This is a genomic window from Algoriphagus boritolerans DSM 17298 = JCM 18970, from assembly GCF_900108085.1.
Taxonomy (GTDB): Bacteria; Bacteroidota; Bacteroidia; order Cytophagales; family Cyclobacteriaceae; genus Algoriphagus; species Algoriphagus boritolerans.
Genome location: NZ_FNVR01000045.1, coordinates 1 through 23,031 on the forward strand (window position 1 = coordinate 1; position 23,031 = coordinate 23,031).

20 protein-coding genes and 1 tRNA gene are annotated in these 23,031 nt (G+C 41.5%); 5 read left to right on the top strand and 16 right to left on the bottom strand.

Annotation, left to right across the window (positions count from 1 at the left end; translation table 11 throughout):
* A partial coding sequence (locus tag C4S61_RS20575; protein WP_200820626.1) for a transposase family protein occupies positions 1-268 on the bottom strand: 268 nt, incomplete at its 3' end.
* A 101-nt stretch (positions 269-369) separates the two neighbouring features.
* On the opposite strand from C4S61_RS20575, the gene C4S61_RS20580 reads away from it, so the two are divergent.
* The gene (locus C4S61_RS20580) at positions 370-870 is read left to right on the top strand and encodes a hypothetical protein (RefSeq protein WP_103926669.1); all 501 of its coding nucleotides are present in this window, start codon (positions 370-372) and stop codon (positions 868-870) included.
* Between the two features lie 73 nt (positions 871-943).
* Here C4S61_RS20580 and C4S61_RS20585 read toward each other — a convergent pair whose 3' ends face one another.
* From C4S61_RS20585 to C4S61_RS20595, 3 genes are all read right to left on the bottom strand, one after another.
* The gene (locus C4S61_RS20585; protein WP_103926670.1) at positions 944-1,552 is read right to left on the bottom strand and encodes a nitroreductase family protein; all 609 of its coding nucleotides are present in this window, start codon (positions 1,550-1,552) and stop codon (positions 944-946) included.
* Between the two features lie 218 nt (positions 1,553-1,770).
* The gene (locus C4S61_RS20590; RefSeq protein ID WP_103926671.1) at positions 1,771-3,282 is read right to left on the bottom strand and encodes a S10 family peptidase; all 1,512 of its coding nucleotides are present in this window, start codon (positions 3,280-3,282) and stop codon (positions 1,771-1,773) included.
* A gap of 195 nt (positions 3,283-3,477) precedes the next feature.
* Positions 3,478-5,709: a TonB-dependent receptor family protein gene (locus C4S61_RS20595; protein ID WP_103926672.1), complete on the bottom strand. Its 2,232-nt coding sequence runs from the start codon at positions 5,707-5,709 to the stop codon at positions 3,478-3,480.
* Positions 5,710-5,936: 227 nt separating this feature from the next.
* On the opposite strand from C4S61_RS20595, the gene C4S61_RS20600 reads away from it, so the two are divergent.
* The 3 genes from C4S61_RS20600 (at position 5,937) to C4S61_RS20610 (ending at position 10,360) form a co-directional block, all read left to right on the top strand.
* The gene (locus tag C4S61_RS20600; RefSeq protein ID WP_103926673.1) at positions 5,937-7,991 is read left to right on the top strand and encodes an alpha-L-fucosidase; all 2,055 of its coding nucleotides are present in this window, start codon (positions 5,937-5,939) and stop codon (positions 7,989-7,991) included.
* A 94-nt stretch (positions 7,992-8,085) separates the two neighbouring features.
* Positions 8,086-8,658, top strand: a complete 573-nt coding sequence (locus tag C4S61_RS20605; RefSeq protein WP_103926674.1) for a gluconate 2-dehydrogenase subunit 3 family protein — start codon at positions 8,086-8,088, stop codon at positions 8,656-8,658.
* Entirely contained in the window at positions 8,651-10,360 is a 1,710-nt protein-coding gene (locus C4S61_RS20610) for a GMC family oxidoreductase (RefSeq protein ID WP_103926675.1), read from the top strand. The genes C4S61_RS20605 and C4S61_RS20610 overlap by 8 nt, the downstream gene beginning before the upstream one ends.
* A 78-nt stretch (positions 10,361-10,438) precedes the next feature.
* Here the strand turns inward: C4S61_RS20610 and C4S61_RS20615 are convergent, their stop codons facing one another.
* The 5 genes from C4S61_RS20615 to C4S61_RS20635 all read right to left on the bottom strand — a co-directional run bounded on the left by C4S61_RS20615 (position 10,439) and on the right by C4S61_RS20635 (position 13,064).
* Positions 10,439-10,723: a hypothetical protein gene (locus C4S61_RS20615; protein ID WP_103926676.1), complete on the bottom strand. Its 285-nt coding sequence runs from the start codon at positions 10,721-10,723 to the stop codon at positions 10,439-10,441.
* 85 nt (positions 10,724-10,808) lie between these two features.
* Positions 10,809-11,174 carry a 50S ribosomal protein L19 gene (gene rplS / locus C4S61_RS20620; protein WP_103926677.1) on the bottom strand — a complete coding sequence of 122 codons (366 nt, stop codon included), beginning with the start codon at positions 11,172-11,174 and terminating at the stop codon, positions 10,809-10,811.
* Positions 11,175-11,249: 75 nt separating this feature from the next.
* On the bottom strand, positions 11,250-11,939 hold the full coding sequence (gene trmD / locus C4S61_RS20625; RefSeq protein ID WP_103926678.1) for a tRNA (guanosine(37)-N1)-methyltransferase TrmD: 690 nt from the start codon (positions 11,937-11,939) through the stop codon (positions 11,250-11,252).
* 3 nt (positions 11,940-11,942) lie between these two features.
* Complete coding sequence (gene rimM, locus C4S61_RS20630) at positions 11,943-12,473, bottom strand: ribosome maturation factor RimM (RefSeq protein WP_103926679.1); 531 nt, start codon at positions 12,471-12,473, stop codon at positions 11,943-11,945.
* Positions 12,474-12,485: 12 nt separating this feature from the next.
* Complete coding sequence (locus C4S61_RS20635; protein ID WP_103926680.1) at positions 12,486-13,064, bottom strand: 30S ribosomal protein S16; 579 nt, start codon at positions 13,062-13,064, stop codon at positions 12,486-12,488.
* A gap of 147 nt (positions 13,065-13,211) precedes the next feature.
* Between C4S61_RS20635 and C4S61_RS20640 the strand changes: the two genes are divergently transcribed.
* Positions 13,212-13,283, top strand: a tRNA-Arg gene (locus C4S61_RS20640).
* 228 nt (positions 13,284-13,511) lie between these two features.
* Here C4S61_RS20640 and C4S61_RS20645 read toward each other — a convergent pair.
* From C4S61_RS20645 to C4S61_RS20685, 7 genes are all read right to left on the bottom strand, one after another.
* The gene (locus C4S61_RS20645) at positions 13,512-14,543 is read right to left on the bottom strand and encodes an Lcl C-terminal domain-containing protein (protein WP_103926681.1); all 1,032 of its coding nucleotides are present in this window, start codon (positions 14,541-14,543) and stop codon (positions 13,512-13,514) included.
* A gap of 729 nt (positions 14,544-15,272) precedes the next feature.
* Entirely contained in the window at positions 15,273-16,361 is a 1,089-nt protein-coding gene (locus C4S61_RS20650; RefSeq protein ID WP_103926682.1) for an InlB B-repeat-containing protein, read from the bottom strand.
* Positions 16,362-16,548: 187 nt separating this feature from the next.
* Complete coding sequence (locus C4S61_RS20655) at positions 16,549-17,220, bottom strand: hypothetical protein (RefSeq protein ID WP_146064463.1); 672 nt, start codon at positions 17,218-17,220, stop codon at positions 16,549-16,551.
* 168 nt (positions 17,221-17,388) lie between these two features.
* Positions 17,389-18,900 carry a BspA family leucine-rich repeat surface protein gene (locus tag C4S61_RS20660; protein WP_103926684.1) on the bottom strand — a complete coding sequence of 504 codons (1,512 nt, stop codon included), beginning with the start codon at positions 18,898-18,900 and terminating at the stop codon, positions 17,389-17,391.
* Positions 18,901-19,815: 915 nt separating this feature from the next.
* The gene (locus C4S61_RS20670) at positions 19,816-21,189 is read right to left on the bottom strand and encodes a vanadium-dependent haloperoxidase (protein WP_146064464.1); all 1,374 of its coding nucleotides are present in this window, start codon (positions 21,187-21,189) and stop codon (positions 19,816-19,818) included.
* A 530-nt stretch (positions 21,190-21,719) separates the two neighbouring features.
* Entirely contained in the window at positions 21,720-22,475 is a 756-nt protein-coding gene (locus C4S61_RS20680) for a LytR/AlgR family response regulator transcription factor (protein WP_103926688.1), read from the bottom strand.
* A 242-nt stretch (positions 22,476-22,717) separates the two neighbouring features.
* Positions 22,718-23,031: transposase (locus C4S61_RS20685; RefSeq protein WP_146064465.1), on the bottom strand; the 314-nt coding region annotated here is incomplete at its 5' end.

Sequence of the window (23,031 nt, forward strand, 5' to 3'; positions counted from 1 at the left end):
TTATCGTCTCCGTTTTCCCTTCCGAAGTCTGAACTCTGGGAACCCGGGCATGTAAAAAGCATTTATGCTGGAAAAAATTAAGATGCTGCCAGGTTCTTTCCACTGTATCGTGGGTTTTGCCTCCAGAAAACTTGAACCCTCTTTCAAAATCAAGATAAATGTCAATTTGACCTTGAAGCCCTTCAGTAGGCTTGATCATCTCTATCTTGGATACATACCAAGGCTGCTCTAAGCCCAAGGCCATTTCGAAAATCTGGTTGCTGTTCATGAACCAAATTTAAAAAATATTGTATTTTTAGTTTCAGGTTACCCACTAGAAATCATATAGAGCCAAAAATAATATTGGACTAATTAATCAAGCATATAAAAATGGGCAAAAGGGAACTAATTGCAATTAGATTGGCAATGTTTTTATTGATTTATGTAAATTTTCAAGGTGCTTTTGCCCAAAAAAATTATAATATAGATGTTTTTGGCAAAGAAAATCTTAGAAAATTTGTTATGTCAAATATCTTGCTTCATCCTATTAATAATACAGATAGTGTTAAATATACAGGATATTATATTAAACTAACTATAAAAGATGACTTTGTTATTGGAATTTCATATTCAGAAAATGTTCCTATTAATATCCCTAGAAGGGCCTCCATATCTTTAAAAGATATAAATGAAAAAATTTCCTTAAAAGAATTTGGATTTAAAAATGTGGAATTAATAATAATTCCAGTGTTGCTTTATTGGGCTGAAATTAATGAGGAATCAATTAGTTTGGATCAAGCATTATCTTCTATTCTTCCAAATGAAATTTATGGAAAATCTGTTTATATCATAGATCCATTCGTACAAAAGTTATATAATCCAAGGAGATGATAGGATATACGAATGCTATTATTTAAAAGGAAGGATTCTACCTTCCTTTTAAATAACTCAATAACAAATCACCTTATTCCCTAATCCACCCCACTTTTTCCGCAATCGGCTCGCGTTTTCCAGCAGGCCAGTTGTCGGTAGCAGGTTTGGCAACGTAGAAGAAGCCCATCAGCATATCTTCCCCTTCCAGTCCGAAATCTTCTCTGGCTTCACCCCAGAAAGTCGGTCCGCCGGTGCCCCAATAGCAGGCCAGTCCATGCGCACAGGCGGTGAGGTACATGTTCTGTACCGCCATGGCTGTGGCTGCGATTTCTTCCATCACCGGGATGCCCGAACTCTCCGTTCGCTTCATCAGGATTGCGATTACATGAGAGGCTTTTAAAGGTTGTTCCTTGAATTTCTGGTAGGTTGCTTCGATGAAGTTGGTGCCATTTTTCTCTGCTCTCATTTTGTACATCTCGGCTTGGTAATCGGCGAATTTCTTCAATCCTCCACCGGTGTAAACGATGAATCTCCAAGGTTGCGTAAACTTATGTGTAGGTGCCCAATTGGCATTTTCCAGCATTTCTTCAATGATAGAATCGTCCACGGAATCGTTCTCTTTGAATTGGGCAGGAAACATGGAACGGCGTCCACGGATGATTTTGGTTACTTCTTCGGCGTTGAAATTTGGCATTTCCATATTTATGGGTCTTAATCTTTTGTGATTGATAGTTCAATTTGAGTGTTCGAAACTCTGCTGAGTTCTAAAAGGCAGATTCAACCTTTAAAATTCCCTCATTATCATTTTTTAAAAACAGCAGGAATCAAAAGCTTGTCATCACCGGCTTTATGTATTTTCTTAAAAGTCTCCGCCCAACCTTTCCGCGATTTGATTTTTTAGTTCGTCTTCCATGATCTTTATTTCAAAATCCCCTCCAAAAACTCCCGCACATCCTTAGCCAAGGCGTCAAAGTCCTCCTGTCGGTTGTACATCATGTGACCCGCTTCGTAATAGGTCATTTGAATTCGATCTTGAGGGAAATCATGCCGGGCGAAGGTAAATTCCGCGTCAAAAAATGGAGTGATCAAGTCATAATAGCCATTGGCCACCATCACCTTGATTTGGGTATTCCGATGCATCACTTCGCTTAGTGATCGGGCTGTGCTTACATAGCTCGGTTCGTAATAAGCTCCATCGGGCACAGGCTTCCAGTTCCAGCTTCCACCCATTCCCGAAGCAGAGGAAAAGTAAGGCCGATCCATTTTCACTTTCAAATCCCGCATTAAATAATCATTGAAAACAGCTGTGTAAGCAGATTCGGCCATGTAATCACTGGGGTCCCCAAGCACAGGGCCTTCGGCTGATTTGTCAGTCTCCAATGCCAAAAATCGCCCATCCAAGGTCCCGATCGCCTTTCCTTCGGCTCGCAACAATTCCTTTTTGAAGCGATGCATCAGGATCTGATTGTCGGAGTGGAGGATGTAGTTTTTTTCCAAACCGGTGAAATAGGCTAGTTTCTCAGCGATCACTTCTTTCTCTGCCTGAGTTTGTTTTTCTCCAAGAAAGAGCGATTTCAGGTAGTTTCCATAGGCAAATTCCCTCGCTTCCTGTGCGAATCCTTCTAGGGTTTTCCCCTGTCCGGCTTTGCCATGATACCAAGCGGTGACAGCCTGTGAGGGCAAATAAGTGAAAAAGGAAGTTAAGTTATCCGCCCAACTCGAAGAACCCGCATAATCCAAAGCTTGGGAAATGAGAATGATACCGTTCAAAGCCATGTTTTGACCTCCACCTTCGAGTACTTCGGCCACTTTCGCAGCTCGAGTAGTTCCAAAGCTTTCTCCAGCCATAAATTTTGGGGCCTGCCATCTGCCGTTTTGGGTCACCCAAATCCGCATAAATTGGGCGATAGAAGCGGCATCTTCATTCAGTCCCCAGAAATCAGCCGTTTTGCCCACTCCCTCAATTTGACTGAAACCAGTGCCGATCGGATCAATAAAAACCAAATCGGTCAAGTCCAAAAGTGCCTGATTGTTTTCTACCAATCGATAAGGTGCTGCTCCGTCGTCTTCCTTGGCTTCCGAGTCGATCTTGACTACTTTGGGACCAAAGAAACCCATGTGAAGCCAAACACTTGCCGAGCCCGGACCTCCGTTGAAGATGAACATCACCGGCCTCCGGGAGGAATCTACCCCATCGCGGATATAGGAAGTCGACCACAAGGCTCCGGTGACTTCACCTTTGGAGTTTTTAAGAAAAGTCTCCCCTACAATCGATTTGAAAGTGATTTTCTGGCCATTAAATGTACCTGAATGAACAGATTCAAACTTTTGAGGATCACGGGGAACCCATTTGGTCTCGATTTTTTCTTCTTGGGAAAAGGATACTATCGATACTAGAAGGCAATAAAGGGAAAGGAAGACTTTTTTCATTTTTGAACTTGTTAAAGATAGCTGCGCAGATATTTTCAAAGATATTGCTAAAGCCGAGATAGAAGCAGAATTTAGCTGACGAAGCATAGCTCATTAAATTAAGATAGCTACGCAGATAAAAAGAAGATATAGCTAAAGCTGAGATATCTCCCGAAGTTTATCTTAAAACTTATCTCGCAAAGCATATCTCTACCATCAGTAATTCAACCCCAACTTCACTCCCCCATACCAGTTCCTCGTCGGGGCAGGCTGATAGAATCTTCCTGCAAAGGCATTCAGATCATTTCCCAAAGAATAGCTTTCATCCAACAGATTATCCACACCGACAAAAACTTCCAGATCCAAACCTCCAAAAGTTCTCACAAAACCAAATCTTAGATTCACCAAATTGTAGGAATCCTGAAAGACCGTATTCGCATCGTTCAGCGGGATTTTATCAGTAAATTGATGGGTCAGATTTGCATAGAAGCCAACAGAAGTTCTCAAATCAATCCGGCTGACCAGATTGTGCGGAGGCACGCCCGTCAGGTCATTTCCTGAGAAATCATTGTCCTGCTTGGCGTAATTGTCAAACTTAAAAAACTGCCCGGTGTACGCTGTCCCTACCAAAAAGTCTTTGAAAAACCCATCAGCATTTCTCAGAATCGCATAGTCGAAAGACGCTTCGATTCCTTTTTGATCTGTAGAACCTGCATTTCTGAAAAGCACCACACCGTTTTCATTGGTAAAAGTGGTGATCGTCTCATTCAGTTTTAGGAAATAACCGATCAACTCAAAGTTGAATTTCTCCTTTCCCAATCGATAACCGACCTCATAATTGACCCCCCGTTCGGCTTCCAAATCCAGATTCAAACTTCCTTCATTCGTTCTGACTTCATCAATGGTAGGAGGTGAAAATCCACTACTTATCGAGCCATATACCGAACTGAACCCATTCATTCTATAATTCAAAGCCACTCTCGGCACGACAATCGGATCAAATTTTCGGGATTGAACTCCTGTTCGACCGCCACTGGCATCGATTTGTCGATCAATCTCATAGCCGGAAAAGTTCTCACTCAAGCCCAAAGTGAACAGCAGCTTATCTGTGAAATTCACCTCTGCCTGCTGGAAAAGGAACCCCTGATAGGCACGAAGCTTATCAGCAAATCTCACCGTATCAGCGACACCGTTTCTATTTCCAAAGTTTTGCGCATCGGTCAGGCCGTTTTGATATTCGCCTCCAGCGATTAACCGCAGCGTTTTTCCCGCAATCTCCCCGTCATGAGTAAACTTGGTTCGCAATCCGTATCCAAACCCCAGTTCCTTTTTGTAGTCGAGAATAAATGGATTTTCGAAGTCATTGGTATTCAGATAAAGCGTCGTGTTGTTGTTGGTTTTCTCCGAAAAGCGATACAAATGTCCTAAGGAAAGCAAAACAGCCTGTTGGGAAATGGAGCTGTTTTGATTGACAGATCCTGGCCGGGCCTGTGTAGGATCCGCAGCGACTTGATCGGCATTGAGCGCACCGGGAATCTGATAATCGAGGTCTGAGATCAAGAGTTGCGTCCGGATTTCCTGTTTTTCAGAAATTGGGAAAAAGCTTCCCAACTGAAATACCTCACGGTCTACTGCAGAATGTTCCCGATAGCCATCTGATTTTTGACTGACGAAAGAAGCTTCCACCCCACCTTCACCCACTTGCTGGGAAAGGCCCAATCTAAATCTGCTCAATCCGAAATCTCCTGCCAAATACTCCGTTGAAATTCGGTTTCCGGCTACATCTGGCCGACTGAAAAAAGATATCGCACCGCCATTTCCGGCGCCATAGGTACTTCCGGATGGTCCCTTTACCACTTCCGCACTTTTGATATTGGACAAATCCAGCAGGTTTAAGGCTGTAGTCCCATCCGGAGCGGTGAACGGAACTTCATTCCAATACACTTTGACATTCCGCACTCCAAAAGGTGAACGAAGCGAACTTCCACGAATGGAAACCCGATAACTGGCAGGAGCGCGTTCCTCGATGCGAACGCCAGCCTTTTGATTGAAGGCATTGACGGGAGAAATTTCATTGAACCTGCTAAAATCTAGCTCAGATACAGTCACGACAGCAGCCGATTGCTCCAAAAGAGGACGCTCGGACTCAAAAGCCGTCACTGTCACTGCGGAGAGATTAAGTGTAGTCGGAATCAGTTGCATTTCAAATTCTCCTGCTGAAAATGTTTTTTCCATGCTTTCATAGCCTTCCAGGGCGAATGAGAATTTCAGGTTGTCTCCCGGAAAAGCAACAATGCCTGAAGCATTCGTCCGCTGGATCGTTTTATTGGCTTTAACCCGCACATTTTCTAGCGGAAGCCCGGAGATTTGATCCGTGATTTTGAGTTGGATTTGAGCGTTGGCACTCAAGGAAAACAAGAAAAAGAAAAGGAGAATTGCTTTTTTCATATGATTATAATTTTTTTTCAAAGGTCATAGGGAATCTCGCATGAATTATAATCATCCCTCTGTGTGTCACCGAAGGGAGCATGCTCGATTTCATGATGGAAAATTACAAGGAAACTTGCATACTCCGGCAACTATGCTGACCAATGGCTTTGATTGAGGATCAGCCCTACTTATTTTGCCTCCGATTATAATGTATAGAGGCAATTAGACTCCACATTTCCAATTACATGAAGAAGTACATCTGGCCATTTCTAATTCTAAGCTTTACCTATTGTCAGGAGAAAGCTGCCCCACCAGAACCCATTCTACCCATTCCGAACGAACGCCAAATCGCTTGGCAAGAGCTTCAGTATTATGGTTTCGTCCACTTCAATATGAATACCTTTTCCGATCGGGAGTGGGGCTTTGGGGATGAAAAGCCGGAGCAGTTCAATCCTACTGCCCTCGATACCAGACAATGGGCTAGAATCGCGAAAGAAGCTGGAATGAAAGGCTTGATCATCACGGCCAAGCACCACGACGGATTTGTCCTTTGGCCTTCAAAATACACCGAGCATTCGGTGAAGAACAGCCCTTGGCGCGACGGAAAGGGCGATTTGATTCAGGAATTTGTAGATGCCTGTCGGGAAGAAGATCTGAAAGTTGGGATCTATTATTCGCCTTGGGATCGTAATCATCCCGACTATGGCAAGCCGGAATACGTCACCTACATGCGTAATCAGCTGACCGAATTGCTGACGAATTATGGGGAAATCTTCGAAATCTGGTTTGACGGAGCAAACGGAGGGACAGGCTGGTACGGTGGAGCAAATGAGGAGCGAAAAGTCGATAAATTCAGTTATTACGACTGGCCGACGACGATTGATTTGGTGCGAAAACTTCAGCCGAATGCGATGCTTTTCAGCGATGCGGGCCCTGATGTACGCTGGGTGGGAAACGAACATGGGTTTGCATACGAGACCACCTGGTCCAATCTGATGCGGGATTCGGTCTATGCCGGAATGCCTGAATTTTCTGAAAAATGGGCCACCGGACAGGAAAACGGTACGCATTGGGTTCCGGCAGAGTCAGATGTAAGCATTCGTCCGGGTTGGTATTACCATGCCTATGAGGATCATAAGGTGAAAACTTTGCCTGAATTGATGGAGATCTATTACAAAAGTATCGGTCAAAACAGCTCGCTGCTGATCAATTTCCCTGTGGATAGGCGAGGATTGATTCATGAAAAAGACGAGGAGGCGATTTTGAAGATGGCAGCCAAAATCAAAGAGGATTTTGCAACCAATCTGGTAAAAGGCGCTACACTAAAATCAGCTGATGATCGAGGAAAAGGATATGAAGTCAAAAATCTGGCTGATGGAGATTTTGATACCTACTGGACCACGCCTGATGGGCAAATCGAAGCTTCGGTCGAATTGGATTTTGGGAAAAACGTCTCCTTCAACCGTCTTTTGCTTCAAGAATTTGTAAATCTCGGACAGCGGGTCAAAGCTTTTTCCCTGGAAAAAGAAGTGAATGGCAACTGGGAAAAAATCGCAGAAGGAACGACGATTGGCTACAAGCGAATTTTAAGATTTGCAGATACGGAAGCCCAGAAGATCCGAATCAACTTCCTGGATGGAAAAGGAATTCCAATAATCTCCGAAATCGGGGTTTTCTCCGCTCCTGCTTTGCTTTTTCCTCCCAAAATCTCGCGAACTCCGGAAGGAAAAGTCAGCATCACAGCAGCCGAAGAAAGTCAGCAAATCTATTTCTCGTTGGATGGAAATGCTCCTAAAATTGGCGAAAATGCTTATTCCGAAGATTTTGAAGTACTTGAAGCAACGACAGTCCAGGCTATTGCAGTGGATTCAAAATCAGGGAAAACCTCAGAGGTGGCACGAGTTGATTTTGATCTGGCAAAAGGAAATTGGAAACCAATTACCTCTGATTCGAATGCCAATTGGGCTATCGACGAAAAATCTCAAACTTATTGGACATCAACTGAAAATGAGCTGGAGCTGGATTTGCGGGATGAAGTTAATCTTTCCGGTTTCACCTATTTGCCGATGCAGGCAAGATATCCCAGCGGATACATTTCAGAGTACAGCTTGGAAGTCAGTTTGGATGGAAAAACCTGGAAAGGAATTTCGAAAGGCGAATTTTCAAATATTCAAAACAGCCCAATCGAACAAATGGTACGATTTGATCAAGCCGCAGCCCGATTTATCAGATTCAAAGCTTTAAAAACCACTGATAGAAATCCTGCAACTTTCGGTGAGTTCGGAGTTTTGACTCGATAACTGAGCAATCGATGTCTTTTTGACCTTCGGCTGTGGATTTCGTGTAAATTTCCCTACTTTCTAGCCTCAATAGCTTAAAACCCAATTAACCAATATGAACAGACGGATCGCCTTGCGGCATCTCGCCCTGATCTCCGGAGGACTTGTATTAATTCCTTCCTGTGATTTCAGCAGTGACGACATCCTCGCCGCCTACCAAAATCTAAAAGTAACGGCTTCACAAAAATCACTCCTGGGGGTCATTTCAGATACCATCATACCTGCCGGAGAAATAAAGGGAGCACTGAATCTGGAAGTTCCTGATTTTATTTTAGTGATGGTCAATGACTGTTTTACCAAGGATAATCAGGAAAAATTCACCGCAGGACTAGCTTCCTTCCCGGTGTATGTCCAAGAGACAGCGGGCAAAATGTTCGAATCACTTTCTACCAAGGAGAAGGAAGAATTGATTCTAACAGGAACAAAACTGGAAGGAGATGACACTGCGGAAGGGAAAGCAAGAGGAAACATTTCCTATTTCCTGAATTCTACCAAGCGCCTCACCATCCAAGGCTACATGGCATCGGAATACATCCAAACCGAAATCATCCCATATTCCCTAATCCCAGGCGAGTACAATGGTGCAGTCCTGATCACCGACCTTCAAAAACCACACATTAATGGCTAATCTGAATATTCGCAGCAATCAGGAACGAACCTATCAAGCCATTGTCATCGGTTCGGGAATCAGCGGGGCATGGGCTGCAAAAGAACTTTGCGACCTGGGAGTAAAAACACTGATGCTAGAGCGGGGAAAAAACGTAGAGCATATCAAGGATTACCCGACTACAAACATGCTCCCATACGAGTTTGAACATCGGGGCCAGGTACCACAAAAAATAAAAGAAGAAAATCCTGTAGTAAGCAGATGCTATGCATTCCGTGAGGATGCGATGCATTTTTTTGTCAAAGACACCGAGCACCCTTATGTGCAGGAGAAGCCCTTTGACTGGATCAGAGGCTACCAGGTAGGTGGGAAATCCCTGCTTTGGGCAAGACAGGTTCAGCGCTGGTCTGACTTTGATTTTGAAGGTCCGGCTCGTGATGGTTTTGCGGTGGACTGGCCTATCCGATACAAAGACATCGAAAAATGGTACAGTCATGTGGAGAAATTCGCCGGTGTATCCGGAAATAAAGACGGACTCGCTACACTTCCTGACGGAGAATTCCTTCCGGGATACGAATTGAATGTGGTCGAAAAGTATTTTGCGGAGCAACTCAAGAAAAACTACGGGAATGATCGGCACCTGATCTCCGCCCGTTGTGCACATATCAATGGCAATCTGGACTTCTTTGCGCAACAAGGTCGGGCAAAATGCCAAAACAGAAACCTTTGCCAGCGCGGGTGTCCTTTTGGGGGCTATTTCAGTTCCAATTCATCCACTATTCCGTGGGCACTGAAAACCGGAAATCTCACCTTGAGACCCGATGCGGTGGTGCATTCGATCATCTATGATGAGGAAAAAGAAAAGGCAACCGGTGTGCGAATCGTGGATCGCCTGACCAAAGAAACTGAGGAATTCTATGCCGAGGTAATCTTCCTCAATGCAGCAGCCCTGAACTCCAACCTCATTTTGATGAACTCTACTTCCAACCGCTTCCCAAATGGTTTGGGCAATGACAGTGGTGTACTTGGAAAATTCGTTGCCTTCCACAACTATCGAGCAGGAGTATCAGCCGAGTATGAAGGACATTCGGAATATACCACTTCAGGCGGACGACCGACTAGCGGGTATTTCCCGAGATTCCGAAATGTGTACAAGCAGGAAACCGACTTCCTGAGAGGCTATGCGGCAGGCTTTTCGGCAGGAAGAGGCGTCCGAACCAATTCGGAAGGCATCGGCATGGAGTTGAAAAACAACCTGCTTAACCCCAGTGAATATGGACCTTGGTATGTGGGTTCGCATATGATGGGCGAGACTATCCCAAAAGAAAGCAATTACGTCGCCTTGGATCCTAACTTAAAGGACGAATGGGGTATTCCTCAACTCAAAATCAATGTCGAGTACGATGACAATGACGAGAAGATGATCAAAGACTATATTGAGCAGATGTCTGAGATGTTTACTAAGGCAGGCTTTACCAATATCAGAACTCGGGATGATAAGCGGGCACCAGGACTGGATATCCACGAAATGGGTGGTGTTCGCATGGGCAAAGACCCAAAGACTTCGATGCTCAACGGCAACCATCAGTTACACGCTGTACCCAATGTCTATGTGACTGACGGTGCTTCTATGACTTCAACGTCTACTCAGAATCCGTCCCTGACCTACATGGCTTTTGCAGCGAGAGCGGCGCATCATGCGGTGGCTGAAAGCAAGAAATAAAGTATGAGGTCTTCAGCATGAAGTCTGAAAAAGGGCCCAAGTCGTGAGATTTGGGCTTTTTTTACTTTCTGTCAAAAATCAAATCTTCCTATCCAGCCAAGCTAAAACACCCAACCAAATCAGAAACTTGACCGCCAATCCTATGAAAAAATAAAAAATCCATTCTTCCGGTTCAATCCGAGGGAATAGCCAAACCAAATCTTCCTCTATCTCAATATCCCAACCTGAAAACAAACCCTCAGAAGCCAGGTAGGCCATGTAACCACTTGCTACAGCTAAGAGCGCTAGAACTACCTGCCCGATTTTAAGGACTGTTTTTCCGAGCATTGCTCCTGGATCGGTATAGGAAACGGTGGTATTCATAAATGGCAGATTTTCTTAAAGTTACAACAAATCAAAAAAGGAACCCATTTCTGAGTTCCTTTTTTGATTTTCAACCGCACAAGAATTAGCTTCTTGTTCTGATTTTCTCCTTGATTCGAGCAGCCTTTCCCTGACGTCCTCTAAGGTAGAATAGACGGGCTCTTCTCACTTTACCTTCTCTCAATAAATCGATTTGCTCGATAGCCGGGGAGATGATAGGAAAGATACGCTCTACGCCGATTCCGTTAGAAATTTTACGTACAGTGAAGGTTTCTCCGTTGGTATTCGGGTTTTTTCTTTGGATCACAGTTCCCTGAAACTGCTGGATACGCTCCTTGTTACCTTCTTTGATTCGTACGTGTACGTTGATGGTATCACCGGCTTTGAAAGAAGGGAATTTGGCTCTCGCCTCGCTGTATTCCGCTTCTACAATTTTCATTAGATCGCTCATAGCTCTATATTTTATGCTTTCGCAGTTTGCCACCGCAGTGGCTTAAATGAATTACTTTTTAAACTCTTGTCTCGCCTACTCCCAACCCGTGCCTTTCAGCAGATCGGGTCTTTTTTCTTTGGTCCGGCGAACCGACGCTTCAAATCTCCACTCGCTTATCTTGGCCTCATGTCCCGAAAGCAATACTTCCGGAACACCGACACCCTTGTACTCTGCAGGTCTTGTATAGACCGGCGGTGCCAATAGCCCATCTTGAAAGGAGTCAGTCAAAGCGGAAGTTTCGTCATTCAAAACCCCCGGGATCAATCGAATAATGGCATCTGCAACGACCGCTGCAGCCAATTCTCCTCCCGAAATGACGAAGTCTCCGATACTGATCTCTTTGGTAACAAACAAGTCTCTTACCCGCTGATCCACTCCTTTGTAATGACCGCAAAGGATCAGGAGATTTTCAACTTGCGAAAGGCTGTTTGCAATAGACTGGTCAAAGGTGTCTCCATCGGGGGTCATGTAGATGATTTCATCGTACGTTCTTTCCTTCTGAAGTGCCTCGATGCATCGGGCGATTGGCTCGATCATCATGACCATTCCTGCTCCACCTCCAAAGGCATAGTCATCGACTTGCTTTTGTTTGCCAGCGGCATAATCTCTTAAATTGTGAACCCGAACACTCGCCAGTCCTTTTTCTTCTGCCCTTTTCAGGATAGAATGAGAAAAAGGCCCTTCAAGCAAGCCCGGCACCACAGAGATAATGTCAATGTGCATGGATTAATCTTCCAGATAAATTTCAAGTAAACCGTCGGGTAGCTGGCAGAAAACTTTTTTTGCTGCCTTATCCACTTTGAGAATAATTCCGTCCTGAATGGGTATCAAAACTTCTTTTCCCTGATGAGTCACCACGAGGAGATCCTGAGTCTCCAGATCATATACGATCTGCACAGGTCCGATCAGTCCTTTGGTCTCATCAAAGACTTCGAACCCGATCAATTCGTGGAAGTAATATTGATCCTCCTCCAATTCCTGAAGTTCTGTAAGTGGGAGGAAAACCTCCGAACCCACTAGCGCTTCTACTTGGTCGATGGTATTCAACTCTTCGAACTTAGCCAAGGCCTTGTTTCCAGGTTGAAGCACAAAGTGCTCGAGGAAAAAAGGAACCAGTCTGCCCTTCTGTTCGACGAATAGATGCTTGAGATCTTCATAATCCTCAGGATAATCGACATCCAGCATCACATTTACCTCTCCACGAAGTCCATGAACTTTGGCCACATAGCCTAATTGAAAGCACTGCTCCTTGTTCATGGGGAGTATTTATTAAGCTTGAGGAGCTTCGCCTTCAGCAGATGCCTCGGGAGCCGCTTCTTCAGTCCCTTCAGCAGCAGCTACAGGAGCTGGATTGTTTGCCGCCTCAGCTGCAGCAAGCAAAGCTTTTTGTTCATCTTCTTTTGCCTGCTTAGCATCAATACGAGCCTGATTTTTGGCTGTTTCGGCTGCAAGTGCTTTGGCACGTGCGTCCGCTTTCGCAGAAGCTAGCTTGTCGGATTTGTCGGCAATTTTAGAGTTCTTCTCGCCCAACCATGCGCTGAATTTAGCGTCTGCCTGTTCTTGGGTGATTGCACCTTTTAACACACCAATCTGAAGGTGTTTCTTCAGCATGATACCTCTGTAAGAAAGCATAGCCTTCACGGTATCAGTTGGCTGAGCTCCATTCAACAACCAGGTAAGAGCGCGCTCATTGTTGATATTGATGGAAGCGGGGTTTGTATTCGGGTTGTAAGTTCCGATTTTTTCGATGAAGCGTCCATCTCGTGGAGCTCTAACATCAGCTACAACGACGTCATAGATGGCTTGTTTCTTTCTGCCTCGACGTGCTAATCTGATTTTTACAGACATAATTGTTTAGATTAAGTGATTGGATGGAGCCCGTCCATCCTAAATTTGGAGTGCAAAGATAGGTTAAATGATTGGAAAGCCACAAGTTGAGTTCAGAATATTTGCTAAGAATTTGAGATTTGCTTTATCTTGCGGTGCAGTTAAGATGGCCTTGTAGTTCAACGGATAGAACAAGCGTTTCCTAAACGCTAGATCTAGGTTCGATTCCTAGCTAGGCTACTTACATTATGATCAATGAATTAAGGGATGGTATCCATCCCTTTTTTTGTGATCTGACCCCAACTTTGCAGTAAACATTGCAGTGGATTTGACTAATTAGGGCACGTAGATCATCACATTTTTAAGTGGAAATGAAAAACCACCTTCTTTAAAGAAGGTGGTTTAGTGTTAAGCAATCACTCAAGGCATTAACCCATTTGGGTTTGTTTTCAAAGATTAAACAGGCAGTTAAAAAGACCGGACCGCTCGTACCCTGAATTGTACGGTCTGACCGGCGATGTCTTGGTTACCATTATTGAAATCCTGATACCACATTAGGTAGAAATCACCCATCGAAGAACTCCAATAGCCACTACTAGCAAAATTGCCAATTTCCAATCTATTTTCATAGAGTTTGTTTAACTCATCTTTGCTGGGTAAATACCAATCGCTATAACCATTCAATTCTAGATCATTACAGATTTGCGCAGCATAGATGCCTATTCCTTGAGCATTAACAATGTCTGTTGTATTTGCTTGTCCTGTGCCTAAATCTGTTCCAGAAGCTCCTGTTAGTGTTAATGATCCTGGCACTTTCGTCGCGAAAGCATTTGTACTTTGGTCGCTAGGAGCAGCAATTATACCGTGGGTTTCATTGGCATCATAACCCGGATCACCTGCTTGTAAGATATAGGCAATAATACCTCCTTGATATGCATCACCTATTTCTAATGATACTTCTGGACAAACAGGGATTAAGGAATAGCTTTCGCTAAATGAGATTGGAGTGCCTAATCCCTCCTGAACCACGCTAAAGGCAATCTGATCACATCCGGCCCATTCGTTACCAAGCGCCACAGTATGGCTGACCGTGCTGCCTGAATTCACATCTGCGAATTCCACTTCATCGCCATCAATATCAATGCTAATGGTGGCCTTTGCATTTGCAGGTCCGGAAGTTATGGTATAGGTCACTTCCACAACAAAATCTGTTTCGGTGTTGTAAGCGGTGTAACTTACAGATTTTGTGTTTTTGCCCGAGGTTCCCGTAGCCATATCGGAAACAGGATAGTAAATTTCACTCCCCTCTTCAATACAAACTTCAGCACAAGATACAGTCGGAGCCATCCGCATGTTTATGTTTTGCTGAGTTTGTTCGGTTTGCAAATCTGCCTCCTGTAAGTCGTCTGTTACAGTATCAAGACTACAAGAATACATAGCACCTGCAGCCACAAAGAGCATAATGCGGGATTTAAGATTACCCCAATGAGAATTTTTCATATTATAAAATTTTAATAAGGCTCGTTTTTTAGAGTGGGTTCTGAACTCCACTTTTCAATTTTACGCAAGGAAAATTTTGGATATATTTTCTTCGAATTTGAAGTTTAGAATTTTGTTGACACTTGCACATTCTAAATTAGGATCGTCTCAAGTACTAAACAATACCCAGTACTGGGTATTTTTCGATCAATAAATGATTTTTTCAAAAATTTTTCACCTATTAAATCTATTTGCGGCGGTTATAGTGAGCCATTTTAATCAGCATATGCACCTGGGAGGAGGGAAAAGATCATGATGGGTCATATATCGTAATTTTCCGATAGGATAGTTTGAAACTTCCTTACGATCGTTAACAAGTAGGTGGTACCTGAGAGGATGATGAAAATTCAATTAAACATGAATTTCACCTTGCAGTAAAATTGCAGTCAGAGGTCAAAAGGGACTTATTTCACTGCAATTGAAATTTGTAACATATTGATATTCAGTATTAAAAAACACAATCCAATAACAAGCGTTTCCTAAACGCTAGATCTAGGTTCGATTCCTAGCTAGGCTACTATGATGATTTTCAGTTATTTAAGGGATGTATTTCATCCCTTTTTTGTGGAAAACCCCAACTTTGCAGTAAACCTTGCAGTGGATTTGATCGATTAGGGTAATTTGCTTGACATATTTTGAAATGGAAATGAAAAACCACCTCTTTTCTGTTAGGTGGTTAGTGTTGAGCATTTAATCAGGGCAAGTTCCCCATTTGGGTTTGTTTTGGGAGTTAAGGGGGCTGTTGGTAGAGAAATTTTCTGGTTCTGTCTTAATATTAGGAACACACCAATTTGAAATGTTTTGGTTGAAATTTGAAGCATCACTAAACATTCCATTCATATTTTCAACACTTCTAACATCCCAACCTCCAATTGATTGATTAAAAGAAGATTTACTAAACATTCTACTCATGTATTTTACATTATTTGGCATCCAATATTTACCAATATCATTTGAGCATAAATCATATTCATCAGAAAAAAAGGCTTGATAAAACATCTCATTCATGTTTATAACTTTACTTACGTCCCAATTTTCAAAGCACCCATAAATGTCCCAATTGTAAAACAACCTACTCATATCAGTAACCAATGAAGTGCAAAGTTTGCTCCAATCAACTCCATCTCTTAGCCTTTGACTCAGTAGCGTATTGTCAACAGACTCATATTCAATACCATTTATTATCCCTTTATCTCCTGGTTTAGTATTGGGACACATACAGGTCACTCCATTGGGATGAAGATAGAATTTTGGTATCTCTTTAAACCTAGCTGTCACATTCTTCTCCTTTTCTACAGTGACGGTCTTGGGAGATTCAGAACCACTTAAATCTCCACTCCAACTATCAAATACCCATCCTTCTTTGGGTTTGGGAGTGAGTTCTACTATTGTCCCGTGAGGGTATTCTCTTCCTGATGGATTGGTCACAATCTTTTCTTCTACCGTTCCCTCTCCTTCAATTTTTAGATTGAGTGGATACTCTCTTTTAATAAACACCCCAACAATCAATTTATTGGAATTCATGACTACAGAAAGTGGGGTTGAATTTCCAGTGCCGTCACCTTCCCATTGTTTGAACACCCAGTGTTCATTCGGTTCTGGCGTCAGGGTCACCAAATCTCCCTCTTTATAGTTGGGAGATTGAGGAAATACGGTGATTTTACCACCTGCTACGGGTGATGCGGATAGAGTAAGGGTGTAAGTGGGTATGGGTTCTTCAGTTTCACAGGAACTAAACAGTAAAGCAAAAGCAAAAAACGATCTTACGAAATTCTTCATAATAACTGGGTTTCAACATGCTAATATAGTTCACCTAACAGAATTCTCATTAGAAAATCAAGTAAGATCATTTTTCATCTAATTTCAATTAATGGCTTCTATTCTGCTTACAATTCAGTCCAGAAAGAAAAAGGACAAAACCAACCTGTTGTATTAAGAGTCAGATACAAAAAGGATAAGGTTATAACTACTTGAGATACCTCCTATACACCAAATTCAACTGTCCGAAATGATCGGAATCTTTTTTCAATCCACCCTCACTTTTTGAGTCATTGAGAAAGGTGTAAAAAAATGCTCCTTCAACTTCCAAATCCGAAAGAATACCTAATCTGATAACTGCCGAAACTCTGGCAGGAAAATAGAAGGAGGACTCAAAAAAACTGAACTCATAATCTTTTTCTTTAAAGATAAATTTCTCAGTACGATAGGTTAGAAGATAGCCCAAGCCTAAACCTGCATATAGATCCAAAATAGGCCTGCTCATGTGGTGAAAAGACGGCATCAGATTTACAGTCGGCGTGATATCCAACGCATAATTATAGCCTTGAAAAATAGGTTCCGAGACTTCTAAACCTGTACCTTCCTGAATTAGCAATTCATCACTTGAGAACTGTTGGAAACTAAAAGTTGACCTCAAGCTGAAATGATCATTGTACCTCCTTCCGAATCCAAGAGAAAGAACTGGGACAATCTGATTTTCAATTTTATCATAACTGGGTTTGGGAGCAGCAAAAAATGTCCCTGCACCGAGTCCAATCCTGTAAAAATCAGTTTTGGGTTCTTTTTCTTGGTAGAAGCTTTGAGCTTTCAAATGAAAGAAAAGAAAGAAGGAAAAGAAGGAAAAGAAGAAAATGAACAAAAATTTGCCGCCCATTTTCTTTCTAAAGCCTAAGTAAATCTCAAACACTTTCTTATTTAAATTTGATGAATTTTAATATCAGAAATCATTAGACACTCTTTCTCTTAACCTTGAGAAAGTATGTTTAAGTTTTCACCTGTCACTTTATAAATTGACTAATTTCCTACATCAATTTGGACAGGTTCCCCATTTTGGTTTATTCTGAGATTTGAGCGGACTATTTGTTGCAAAATTTTTAGGTTCGGACAGAATGCTTTCCACACACCATTTTGAAATGTCTTGGTCAAACGGAGTGCTATTAAACATATAATTCATTCCTTTCACATTACTAACATCCCAATTCCCAATTGGCCTATTAAATGGAGTTTTATCAAACATTTCTGTCATATCAGTGGCAGAACTCACATCCCAATTTCCAAGCTCTTGATTAAATGGGGTGGTACTAAATAAAGCAAACATGTTTTTCACCTTTCCAACATTCCAATTCCCAACTGGCCTATTGAATGGACTGGCCTGAAACATCGATCTCATAGTCTCGACATTTTCGACATTCCAATCTCCAACAGGTTGATTAAAAAGAGACTTATAAAACATGAATGCCATCTCCTTAACATTACCTACATCCCAACCATTAATCGCTTGGTTGAATTTTGAGAAATAAAACATGAAACTCATATTCTGCACCTTACTCACATCCCAGTTCTCAAGGGGCTGATTGAAATCAGAGAATGAAAACATTTCTTGCATATTAACCACATTACTAACATCCCAGCTACCAATTGGCTGGTTGAATGTATTCCTATTTTGCTCGGTTCCCCTAAAGATCTCTTTCATATCCGTAACTAAGGAAGTGCAAAGACAGGTTAAGTCAGCCCCTTCATTTCTTCTTTGGATCAATAATGCTCGATCAACCGCTTCGTACTGTTTTCCATTAACCAATTCCCTATCTCCTGGATTTGCTTGGGAGCATTTGATGATCCCATTTTCCTCAAAAAAAACAGGGGTATTTTGATTAATCAACTGCTCAAGGAGGCTTTTAATCTCTTCACAACTAGCTCGAAGTATTTCTATTTGACTAAGAATATTTTCGATATCAGCACCTTGCTCTGAAAGTTGGCCAGTCAGTTCACTTATTATGGCCAGATTTTCTGATAATTGAGATTGAAGGGAGGATATTTGAGATTTCAAGGCATCCAGCTCCTCTTTATTTTGGGCTAAAGCTCCCAATATCACCTGATACTTTTCGTCGAGGTCCAAAAGTTGTCCTTTCAGTTTTTCTATTTCAGATAGGATTTGACTTAGTTTTTGTAATTGCTCAAGCTGCTCAAGTATTCCCTGATACTTTTCCTGTAGGTCAGCCAATTGGGATTTGATTGATTCTAAGTCTGCATCTTGACTATTAAGCTGTTCTGTGAGTATTCCAATTTGGGAAAGAATCTCTCCCATTTCAAGTTGTAGATCTGTGACCTTTTTAAGCAATTCCTCCTGCTTTGCAGCACTACTCTTCAAATCATTAATCATGGAATCCGACTTAGTTTGAAGCGATTGAAGCTCTTCTCTTAATTCTTCGTTTTGATTTTTGATTTCAAGCATTAATTCCAAAAGTTCAGGATCTCCAGAAACTTCGCAACTATTCACAAATGGAAGTAAGAAAAGGAGCAGAAAGGCAATTTTTTTCATGTCGGGTGAGATTTTTGAAGTTTGAAAAGAGTTATAGATCTCTGGAAGTGTCCTATCGCTCAAAAAGCAAAGAAACAAACATACTTCAATTAAAAAATACCCAGTACTGGGTATTTTCTCATTTTTAAAAAGAAAGTACAAAACGAAACCACCTATTTTTATACTTTATTTATATCCGATAAAACACCAGTTGCCAAATAAGTTCTAACTGACAGTTGGTAACAATGTATCAACATATCTACTACTGACGATAAGTCAGATCAAATTTGTCAAACTTACTTTTGATCATTAACAAGTAGGTGGTAACTAAAAGGATGACTAAAAAACATTACAAATCGTAATATTCCGATTTGTTGGATTGGCAGAAACCTTCTCACGATTTGTACGAGGTAGGTGGTACCTGAGAGGATGATGAAAAATCTGTCAAAGGTGAATTTTACCTTGCAGTAATATTGCAGTTGGAGATCAAATGGGATATAATTCACTGCAATGGAAAAATTTAAACAATTGATTTTCAGATATTTAAAATCAAACCCAATAACAAGCGTTTCCTAAACGCTAGATCTAGGTTCGATTCCTAGCTAGGCTACTATGATGATTTTCAGTTATTTAAGGGATGTATTTCATCCCTTTTTTGTGGAAAACCCCAACTTTGCAGTAAACCTTGCAGTGGATTTGATCAATTTTTTGGATTTCTACCTCGGAAAACAACCTACAACTAACCGCCGTGTACTAGACCCATGTCCACAGGGCTGTGAAAAACACAATGCAACCACTACGCGGCAGCATCTGAGCTATCTATAGAAAAATCCGATAAAAAAGGTGTTAGTCTCAGCTAAATGAACAACGTCATTCAGTATGAAACTAACACCCTTGCGTTTATTTATTACATCAAATTGCTAAGCAATTTTTCTATTAGTACTCAGGACCTACAACTCTAATTTTATCTATCTCATTGCCCAGTTGTACGCCAATTTCAATGGAAGCGTCTTGAGTAAAACGGTAGTGAATGCCCGCATATATCCTTGAATCGGAAGCCTCTTTCAGCATTTGGCTGAGTGAACTAAATTGGCGTGCAGGTAAGCCTCTCCAGGTATACGAATCGTCTGTTGCAGGAATGTCACCAAACTCTTTGATCAATACCTGAATAACCGGACTGTAAAAACCAACGAGCCCGGAAGGATATTCTGGATAAGGTGGGTTGCCCAAATGAGACAGCCAGTCGGAGTCGATGTTTTTGCGTATGTAGGTAATCGGCCGGATAAAGTTGTAATGGTATTTTGCCCTGAAAGTATTAATCGGACCATCCTTTAAAGCAATCCCTGTTTTGGCATAAACTTCAGCGGCTTTCCACAGCCCGGCATTCTGGCTTTTTAATACGCTAGTTACAACCGATAGGTAATGATACGGTGCTGGAATACCAAGGCCCGGCCCGCCTGCGTCCGCCCACCAATTGGCGGTGGCCTTATCGGCATCCGTAGCAGTCATTGTACCGCCCAGGTCATGTGTTTCTTTTGCTGCTTTATAAAATTCAGAAGATGAATCGTCAGAATACGCAACGGGTACAGGCGGCACTGTGGAGTTTAACGTGTACTTCAGAAACGGTCTTGAGTACTGCAAATTATCAGCTATAGCTGACGCAAAATTTGGAGGTGTAGGAATCCATGCCCAAGGCTGACTGAGTGGGATATATGTTCCACTTGTTACACTATAATTGTCTGAACCCGACCATTGGAAGATGGCATCTGCCACGGAACGGCCAAAAGCTGCAGAACGCTCCAACACATTTTCGGGAGTAGTTGATTTTAAATCATTGTAGTTGGCTAACTCCTTAGCATCTATACTTTCTATGTCATCCACAGACAAGTTGGTTAAAAACTGTTTAAACATACTTGCCAATGCCGCATTAGCAGATGCCTGCCATGAATAAACTTTAGAATTATCCGGTTTGGGCATAGCAGGCATTTGATAAAGTTTGGAGCTAAAACTAGATCCGCCCGGAATGCCTGGTTGTACAGATTCAAATAAGCCAACGCCAATATAGGCATAGGCCCTCCCAGCAGTAAATGGAGCTGGTTGTGGCGTAACGTTTCGTTGCCGGACTTCCATGAAATTGTACCATTCGTAAACTATGTCCGCTTTCTCCATTGAAGGAGTTTGTGCATTTGAAGGAGTTTGTGAATTAGGAAGTAGTTGATCAAGTTCTTGACAACTGTAGAGTAAACTGAATAAGAAAAGCATCAAAAAAGTTGATGCAATCTTGCCGCGAAGGGAAAATTTGGATTTCATAATGGTTAGATGTTAAGTGAAAGAAATAAGAAAACAAGAAATGGGTAAAATTTAAACAAAGCTTCATTGATCGTTCACAAGTTCAAGAAGATGAAATAAAGCGCACTGGTAACCTTGGAGTTTTATCGGAACTAGCTGGCTTTCATATCGGGAGCCGAAAAGGAATTTGCCAAGCCTAATGCCTTTAACAAAATTGTTGGCTCTGGAAATATTTAACTCAATTTACATATGTATAAGAGCCACGACAATCAAGGATGAGTAAAATGAGGAGATGAGTGAGTGGATACACTATTTTAATGAGTGCCTTGCTTTTTGTAACCTTAAGGTTTCAAATTATTCTGGATAAAAGTATTCTAACAAGTAGAAATGATGGGGGTGACAAAAGCGATCACAGCGGTATAATTATAAGTTTTGAGGGATTACAATTCACTGGTGGCAGCAAGATCTGGTTTAAAACACCAAATAAAAACAGTATATTAATTACTTTATTTCGTTTTTTCAATATAATATTCTGTTTTTACTTGATTTTTTTAATAAATTAACCCTTTTACAAAGAATTGAAGTAATACCTCTTTGTGGCTGCGCGAAACCGAAATTGAGGTGCTATCACTCATTATCACAAAACCACCTTCTCCCCGAACGTATCGAACAATTTCATTGAGGTTGATCAAATGGGAATGATGAACCCTCAAAAAACCATGTCCTTCTAATAATTTTTCAATTTCCTTGAGGGTACGGGAAACTAAGATTTTTTTGGAATGTTTGAGTACAATGTGAGTATAATTACTATCGGCTAAACAGTATATGATAGTGTCGATGGATACAATTTCAAAACCCTCAAAAACAGGTAATGCAATTTTATGTAAAGCAGCAAATTTATATTCATGTTTTTCCCGTACATTATCTAATGAATCCGTTAAACGAAAATCTTTTTTAATACTGACTTTCGCCACGGCATTCTGGAGTTCATGTTTATTAATAGGTTTGTGAAGGAAATCTATGGCCTTCAAACGATTGGTTTGGCTGATGGAATTATCATATTCAGTAGTAAAAATAACTTCAAAAGAAGTGGCCGTGAGTTGTTGGAGTATTTCAAAGCCAATCATCTGCGGCATCTCGATGTCTAAAAATACCAGTTCGGGATGGTGTTGAGCAATGCCTTTGAGTCCCTCTTCTACAGAATTGCATTGGGCTAAAAGCTGTACTTGAGGACAGTATTTTTTTAATTGATAAGATAGCGAATTCCTGCATTGGGATTCATCATCAATGAGAATAGCTTTGATCATTTGAAATCCTTGTGATGTGAAAACAGTACTATATCAACTGCAATCTGGCATTGACACAGGGGGTATATCAAAAATCCCCAAGTTCTAAACCGTTCCCCCTAAATATCTATAAATCAAATATATATATTATTTTGTTTCTGCAAATCCAAGAATCCTGAAATTTTTTTTTGGACACATGATAGCTATTTTTAAAAAAGTATCCTCATTGCTCTTAAATCAAGAGGAACTCAATAATTAAGGTTCTAAATGGAATACCGTGGGTAATCGAATTTGAGGTTACCAACTATAAAATAAATCAGATTGATGAAGTTTTGGATATTTCTGTATCCTCTGGCTCTTTTTTTAGCGAGTTGAATTTTTGAGTTTATTCCTTCCAAAATACCATTATTCAGATTTGTTTCTGAATAACTCACTATTCCGAACCAGTGCGCTTTCAAAGTTTTGGCGGCTTGCATGAATGGAAAAATCTTGGATTCTTCTACTAGATCACACCAATAAGAAAGATAAGCTCCCGCTTCATCTTTGGTTTTAAATGTCCAAAATTCAGCAAAGAGTT

Coding starts and splice junctions, on each gene's coding strand:
- trmD (WP_103926678.1), bottom strand. CDS start 11,939: ATGCACATTGACATTATCTCTGTGGTGCCGGGCTTGCTTGAAGGGCCT.
- rplS (WP_103926677.1), bottom strand. CDS start 11,174: ATGAGCGATCTAATGAAAATTGTAGAAGCGGAATACAGCGAGGCGAGA.
- C4S61_RS20660 (WP_103926684.1), bottom strand. CDS start 18,900: ATGAAAAAAATTGCCTTTCTGCTCCTTTTCTTACTTCCATTTGTGAAT.
- C4S61_RS20670 (WP_146064464.1), bottom strand. CDS start 21,189: ATGAAATCCAAATTTTCCCTTCGCGGCAAGATTGCATCAACTTTTTTG.
- C4S61_RS20635 (WP_103926680.1), bottom strand. CDS start 13,064: ATGTCTGTAAAAATCAGATTAGCACGTCGAGGCAGAAAGAAACAAGCC.
- C4S61_RS20585 (WP_103926670.1), bottom strand. CDS start 1,552: ATGGAAATGCCAAATTTCAACGCCGAAGAAGTAACCAAAATCATCCGT.
- C4S61_RS20600 (WP_103926673.1), top strand. CDS start 5,937: ATGAAGAAGTACATCTGGCCATTTCTAATTCTAAGCTTTACCTATTGT.
- C4S61_RS20650 (WP_103926682.1), bottom strand. CDS start 16,361: ATGAAGAATTTCGTAAGATCGTTTTTTGCTTTTGCTTTACTGTTTAGT.
- C4S61_RS20605 (WP_103926674.1), top strand. CDS start 8,086: ATGAACAGACGGATCGCCTTGCGGCATCTCGCCCTGATCTCCGGAGGA.
- C4S61_RS20680 (WP_103926688.1), bottom strand. CDS start 22,475: ATGATCAAAGCTATTCTCATTGATGATGAATCCCAATGCAGGAATTCG.
- C4S61_RS20645 (WP_103926681.1), bottom strand. CDS start 14,543: ATGAAAAATTCTCATTGGGGTAATCTTAAATCCCGCATTATGCTCTTT.
- C4S61_RS20580 (WP_103926669.1), top strand. CDS start 370: ATGGGCAAAAGGGAACTAATTGCAATTAGATTGGCAATGTTTTTATTG.
- C4S61_RS20615 (WP_103926676.1), bottom strand. CDS start 10,723: ATGAATACCACCGTTTCCTATACCGATCCAGGAGCAATGCTCGGAAAA.
- C4S61_RS20610 (WP_103926675.1), top strand. CDS start 8,651: ATGGCTAATCTGAATATTCGCAGCAATCAGGAACGAACCTATCAAGCC.
- C4S61_RS20595 (WP_103926672.1), bottom strand. CDS start 5,709: ATGAAAAAAGCAATTCTCCTTTTCTTTTTCTTGTTTTCCTTGAGTGCC.
- rimM (WP_103926679.1), bottom strand. CDS start 12,473: ATGAACAAGGAGCAGTGCTTTCAATTAGGCTATGTGGCCAAAGTTCAT.
- C4S61_RS20590 (WP_103926671.1), bottom strand. CDS start 3,282: ATGAAAAAAGTCTTCCTTTCCCTTTATTGCCTTCTAGTATCGATAGTA.